The sequence below is a fragment of the Rhodoplanes roseus genome (genome assembly GCF_003258865.1).
Taxonomy (GTDB): Bacteria; Pseudomonadota; Alphaproteobacteria; order Rhizobiales; family Xanthobacteraceae; genus Rhodoplanes; species Rhodoplanes roseus.
Window position 1 is genome coordinate 1 of sequence record NZ_NPEX01000322.1, and the last position, 6,105, is coordinate 6,105.

Consider the following 6,105-nt stretch of genomic DNA (forward strand, 5'->3'; position numbering starts at 1 on the left):
AGGAGCGCGCCCGCCCCGCCATCCACAGCCTCGCCCACCCCTCCCCTTGCGCCGGCGCGGGTGCCATCTTTAGGACGAACGATTCGTGAATCTGGGCCGGCGTCACGGGCCCACGAGCCCGGCCGGCGTCCCCGCCGGCGACCTGGAACCGGAATGTCCGACCCCTTCAAGCGATCCTTCGAGCCTGCGCCCCCTGCCCCGGCGGCCGGCAGCATCACGGCGCGCGCCCGCGGCGCCCATCGCGCCCCCTATCTCGAAGGCCTGAACCCCGAGCAGCGCGAGGCGGTCGAGACGCTCGACGGCGCCGTGCTGGTGCTGGCCGGCGCCGGCACCGGCAAGACCCGGGTGCTGACCACACGCATCGCCCACATCCTCAGCCTCGGCCGGGCGCGCGCCAGCGAGATCCTCTCCGTCACCTTCACCAACAAGGCGGCGCGCGAGATGAAGACCCGCATCGGCGCGATGGTGGGCGAGGCCGTCGAGGGCATGCCCTGGCTCGGCACCTTCCACTCGATCGGGGCGAAGATCCTGCGTCGCCACGCCGAGCTGGTGAACCTCAAGCCCGACTTCACCATCCTCGACGTCGACGACCAGATCCGCCTGCTCAAGCAGCTCATCGCGGCCGAGAACATCGACGAGAAGCGCTGGCCGGCGCGGCTGCTCGCGAACCAGATCGACTCGTGGAAGAATCGCGGCCTGTCGCCCGACCAGGTTTCGGCCGGCGAAGGCGCGACCTTCGCCAACGGCCGTGGCCGCGACCTCTACGCGGCCTACCAGGCCCGGCTGAAGACGCTCAACGCCGCCGACTTCGGCGACCTGCTGCTGGAGACGATCCGGCTGTTCCGCCAGCACCCCGAGGTGCTGCGGCAGTACCAGACGCGGTTCAAGTACATCCTGGTCGACGAGTACCAGGACACCAACGTCGCGCAGTACCTGTGGCTGCGCCTCCTGGCGCAGCGGACGAGTGGAACCGCCGCGGCCGACCTCGTCCTTCGAGACGCGGCGCTGCGCGCCGCTCCTCAGGATGAGGCCAGAGAAGAGCCGGCATCGGCGATCTCCGCTCCAACACCTCGTCCTGAGGAGCCCGCGCACAGCGCGGGCGTCTCGAAGGACGTGGCCCCTCTCGGCCCGCCCAAGAACATCTGCTGCGTCGGTGACGACGACCAGTCGATCTATGGCTGGCGCGGCGCCGAGGTCGACAACATCCTGCGCTTCGACCACGACTTCCCGGGCGCCAAGGTGATCCGGCTGGAGCGCAACTATCGCTCGACCGCGCACATCCTGGGCGCCGCCTCGCACCTGATCGCCCACAACGAGGGACGGCTCGGCAAGACGCTGCGCTCCGAGGGCGAGGCCGGCGAGCGCGTCGTGGTCTCGACCGCGTGGGACTCCGAGGAGGAGGCGCGCGCGGTCGGCGAGGAGATCGAGCAGCTCCAGCGTCAGGGCCACCGGCTCGACGAGATCGCCATCCTGGTGCGCGCCTCGTTTCAGATGCGCGAGTTCGAGGACCGCTTCGTCACCCTCGGCCTGCCCTATCGCGTCATCGGCGGCCCGCGCTTCTACGAGCGCGCCGAGATCCGCGACGCCATGGCGTATCTGCGCCTGGTCAACCAGCCGGCCGACGACCTCGCCTTCGAGCGCATCGTCAACGTGCCGAAGCGCGGGCTCGGCGACGCGGCGCTGCAGAACCTGCACGATCTCGCCCGGGCCCGCGGCGTGCCGCTCATCGAGGCGGCCCGCGCCATGGGCACCAGCGAGGCCGTGAAGCCGAAGCCGCGGGCGGCGCTGCGCGACCTCGTCGCCGCGTTCGACCGCTGGCGGGCGCAGCGCGACACGCTTCCCCACAACGAGCTGGCCGAGATCGTGCTGGACGAATCCGGCTACACCGAGATGTGGCAGAAGGACCGCTCCGCCGACGCCGCCGGCCGCCTGGAGAACCTCAAGGAGCTGGTGCGCTCCATGGAGGAGTTCGAGAATCTCCAGGGCTTCCTGGAGCACGTCGCGCTGGTGATGGACACGGACCGCGGCGAGGACCACGAGGCGGTGTCGATCATGACGCTGCACGCCGCCAAGGGCCTGGAGTTCGACACGGTCTTCCTGCCCGGCTGGGAGGAAGGCCTGCTGCCGCACCAGCGCTCGCTCGACGAGAATGGCCGCGCCGGCCTGGAGGAGGAACGGCGGCTGGCTCACGTCGGCATCACACGAGCGCGCAAGAACGCGAGAATTTCGTTCGTGTCGAACCGGCGCATCCACGGCTCGTGGACGTCGAGCCTGCCGTCGCGTTTCTTGGACGAGCTGCCCGAGCAGCACGTCGAGGTGCGCGAGGCGAAGGGCGGCTTCGGCGGCTACGGCAACGCCTACGGGTCACGCTTCGACACCACGGCCGCGTTCGGATCGAGCTACACGACCCCGGGCTGGCGCCGCGCGCAGAAAAGCCGCGGCGGGTTCGAGGAGGATCCGCACGAGTATTCGCAGGTCGAGCCGGACGAGCCGGCCGGCCGCATGCGCGACGTCGGCGCGAGCCGCGCGCCGGGCGGTGGCACCAACGGCGCGTTCAAGCCCGCTGCCGCGAGGCCTGCGCCGAGCTTCGCGGCCTCGTCCGCCAGTGGGACGCCGCCCCGCCGCGCCCCGGTGACCATCGAGGGCGAGCTGGTCGCCCGCTCGACCGGCGCCCCCTCGGCCTTTTCGCGCGGCGACCGGGTGTTCCACCAAAAGTTCGGCTACGGCCGCGTGCGCGCCGTCGACGGCAACAAGCTCACCATCCAGTTCGACAAGGCCGGCGAGAAGAAGGTGGTGGACAGCTTCCTGAACAAGGCGTGAGAGGGCTCGCCGCGACACTGGACGACAACGCCGCAGCGACCCGGGACGCCGCTTGATCGACAAGCCCCATTGGGGTACACTGCGGGATGCGTCGTCCACCCGTCTCCGTGGTCGAACTCGCCGGCTATCGGGCCCGCGCCAATGCCTTGTTGACGACCGACGAGCAGGCCGCGGTCGTCGATCTCATCGCCTTTGATCCGACGTGCGGCGATCTCATTCCGGGCACCGGCGGACTCAGAAAGCTTCGCGTCGGGCGCAGCGGAATAGGAAAACGCGGCGGCGCTCGGGTCGTCTACTTCTTTCACGACCCGCAGGTGCCGATTTTTCTGCTCGCTCTGTACGCGAAGAACGAAAAGGCCGACCTGAGCGCCTCCGAACGTCGGGAATTCGCGGGCCTCACGAAGGAGCTGATACGACGATGGACAAGAGCTTGAGCAATCGGCCCTCCCGCCTCGCCGACGATATCAGGGCCAGCCTGCACGAAGGCCTGGACCAGGCCTCGGGCAAACGAACCGGGGCAGTCGTTCACAAAATCGCGCCGGAGGAGACCGATGCGCGCGAGGCACGCCTCAAGCTCGGCCTCTCACAACGCGAGTTCGCCGAGTTGATCGGCACCGGGGTCGGCACGGTGCGCAAGTGGGAGCTCGGCACACGCCATCCGTCCGGAGCGGCGCGCGCCCTGATCACCGTCATCAAGAACGAGCCCAAGGCCGTGAAGCGGGCCCTGGCCAAGACCGCATCCGACTGATTGCTCTGCCGACCTGACGCACATGTGACGAAACGTGGTTCGCTCGTACGGCGTCGCGCCGCCTAGGCTGCGCCGGCTGCACCACAAGAGTGCGGCGTACGGGAGGACATCATGACGATCGGAAACAACCGCAGCGCGCCGGTCGCGCTCGCGGCGTCGTTCGCTGCAGCGCTGACGGTCGCGGCCGCCGGACCCGCCTCGGCCGAGCTTCTGACCGAAAAGAGCCTGTCGCTCGCCCAGTCGCTCGCGATGGCGCAGGCCGCCGCCGAGACCTGCAAGGCGCAGGGCTATCGCGTCACCGTCACGGTGCTCGGCCGCGAGGGGGAGACCCGCGTGGTGCTGCGCGGCGACGGCGCCTCGCCCCACACGGTCGAGAACAGCCGGCGCAAGGCCTATACGGCCCGCACGGTGCGGATGTCCTCGGCCGATTTCGCCAAGCGCGTGGCCGATCCGGCGACCGCGCCGACGGCCTCGGCCCAGGCCACGCTGCCGGGCTTCATCGCGCTGGCGGGCGCACTGCCCGTGAAGGTCGGCGACGACGTGATCGGGGCGATCGGCGTATCGGGCGCGCCCGGCGGCGAGCGCGACGAGGTGTGCGCCAAGGCCGGGCTCGACAAGATCGCGGCCGACCTGAAGTGAGAGTCGTCGCGCGGGCCCCTCCGTCGGGCGGCCCGCGCGTCCTGCGCTAACCATGTCCCGAGCAGGGGGGAACCGAACCCCCGTGAAGGCGTTGAGTCGCGCATCCAACCCGTCAGCTCCTGTACCGAGTGAAACCCATGGCCCTTTTTCGCGTGCTGGTCCGCCCGGCGATTCTCGCCGCGGCGCTCGTGGTTCCGTTCGCCTCCGCCGACGCGGCGCTGCTGGTGCGGATCGACAAGTCGACTCAGACCATGTCGGTCGTGGTCGACGGGACACCGCGCTACTCCTGGCCGGTGTCGACCGGACGCGCCGGCTTCGGCACGCCGAACGGGACCTACTCGCCCCAGCGGCTGCATCGAACCTACTTCTCGAAGAAATATTACAATTCGCCGATGCCCTACTCGATCTTCTTCCACGGGGGCTACGCGATCCACGGCTCCTACGACATCGCGCGACTCGGCGGGCCCGCCTCGCACGGCTGCGTCCGGCTGCACCCGTCGAATGCTGCGACGCTGTTCTCGCTGGTGAAGCAGCAAGGGGCCGGCAGCACCCGCATCGTGGTCGGCGGATCGGCACCGGCGGCCGTGGCCCGGGCGCCCCGGGTGGCGCCGGAGGCCGAGCCCGAGGTCTCCTACCAGCCGCCGCGCGCCGTCTATTCCACGGCTCCATACGGGGCGCCGACCTACCGGTCGTATCAGCCGTATCCGTCATATCAGCCGTACCAGCCGTATCCGTACCAGCGCTGGTGAGCCGGCGCAGGCCCCGGGCGGCTGTGGACAAGTCTGTGGAAGCCCTGTGGACAAGATGTTGATCACACGCCCGATTACCCGGCCGGACGACGTCGCCCGGCCGCCGTCGTGACAGGATCGCGACACCGCGCGGCCAGCCTCGTCATCGGCTCAGAAAACCTACATTTACAAAGCATTAACCATACTCGTTAAGAAACCACTGTTGAGATCCCGGATGAATCCCGGCCCACGGCCGTCCTCGTTAATGTGGATTGTGAGGACAGCGCCCGACCAAGCGGGCGCCCGGTCAGGACGATCGCGACCTGCCCCTTGCGCCGCGGCCGCAGCCGCGCGACACCAGCGGCATGCGCGAAGGACTTCAACCCGCCCGCCCCTCCACGGTCGCCCGGCTCGTCACCACCGAGCCCCAGGCCCGCCGGATCGCCGACCTGCTCGGTGAAAGCTTCGATCCGGAGGAGACCGCCGTCGCGGCCTACGAGATGCCGGATGAACGGAGCTGGGGCGTCGAGGTCTATTTCGAGCACGAGCCGGATCGCGAGGCCGTTCGCGCCCTCGTGGCGCTCGCCGCGGACCAGGAGACGGCCGCCGGACTCGAGTTCGACAGCCTGTCGCAGAAGGACTGGGTCGCGGCCTCGCTGGAGGGCCTCGCCCCGGTGCCGGCCGGCCGGTTCGTGGTGCACGGCGCGCACGACCGCGCCCGCGTGCCGCCGAGCCGGATCGGCATCGAGATCGACGCGGCGCTCGCCTTCGGCACCGGCCATCACGGCACGACCCGGGGCTGCCTGCTGGCGCTCGACCGGATCCTCAAGGCGGAGACACGCCGCCCGGTGCGGCCGCGGCGGCCGCGCCGCGGCCCGGCCATCCTCGACATCGGCACCGGCACCGGCGTGCTGGCGATCGCGGCCGCGCGGGCGCTGCGACGCGGCGTGCTGGCGAGCGACATCGATCCCGCGGCGGTGCGGGTGGCGCGCGAGAACGTGCGACTCAATCGGGCGGGAGGATTCGTGGTCGTGGCGACCGCGGCCGGCCTGACGGCTCCGGCCTTCCGGCAGCGCGGGCGGGCGCGGCTCGTCGACCTTGGGCCGCTTCTTCAGCGCCGCCTCGACGGCGCTCAGCACGTCGCGGGAGCGCCCGCCGGAACGATCGATC

Annotated in this window: 6 protein-coding genes; all 6 read left to right on the plus strand. The window is 70.3% G+C overall.

Going from position 1 to position 6,105, the window contains the following annotated elements; translation table 11 throughout:
• Positions 1–153: 153 nt before the first annotated feature.
• Positions 154–2,820: an ATP-dependent helicase gene (locus CH341_RS27045; protein WP_111422062.1), complete on the plus strand. Its 2,667-nt coding sequence runs from the start codon at positions 154–156 to the stop codon at positions 2,818–2,820.
• A gap of 107 nt (positions 2,821–2,927) precedes the next feature.
• Entirely contained in the window at positions 2,928–3,254 is a 327-nt protein-coding gene (locus CH341_RS27050; RefSeq protein ID WP_245431272.1) for a type II toxin-antitoxin system RelE/ParE family toxin, read from the plus strand.
• The gene (locus CH341_RS27055; RefSeq protein WP_111422064.1) at positions 3,239–3,568 is read left to right on the plus strand and encodes a helix-turn-helix domain-containing protein; all 330 of its coding nucleotides are present in this window, start codon (positions 3,239–3,241) and stop codon (positions 3,566–3,568) included. The genes CH341_RS27050 and CH341_RS27055 overlap by 16 nt, the downstream gene beginning before the upstream one ends.
• 111 nt (positions 3,569–3,679) lie before the next feature.
• Positions 3,680–4,207 carry a GlcG/HbpS family heme-binding protein gene (locus CH341_RS27060; RefSeq protein WP_111422065.1) on the plus strand — a complete coding sequence of 176 codons (528 nt, stop codon included), beginning with the start codon at positions 3,680–3,682 and terminating at the stop codon, positions 4,205–4,207.
• A 137-nt stretch (positions 4,208–4,344) separates the two neighbouring features.
• Positions 4,345–4,956 carry a L,D-transpeptidase gene (locus CH341_RS27065; protein WP_111422066.1) on the plus strand — a complete coding sequence of 204 codons (612 nt, stop codon included), beginning with the start codon at positions 4,345–4,347 and terminating at the stop codon, positions 4,954–4,956.
• Positions 4,957–5,300: 344 nt separating this feature from the next.
• The coding region (locus CH341_RS27070) for a 50S ribosomal protein L11 methyltransferase (RefSeq protein ID WP_111422067.1) at positions 5,301–6,105 on the plus strand (805 nt) is incomplete at its 3' end.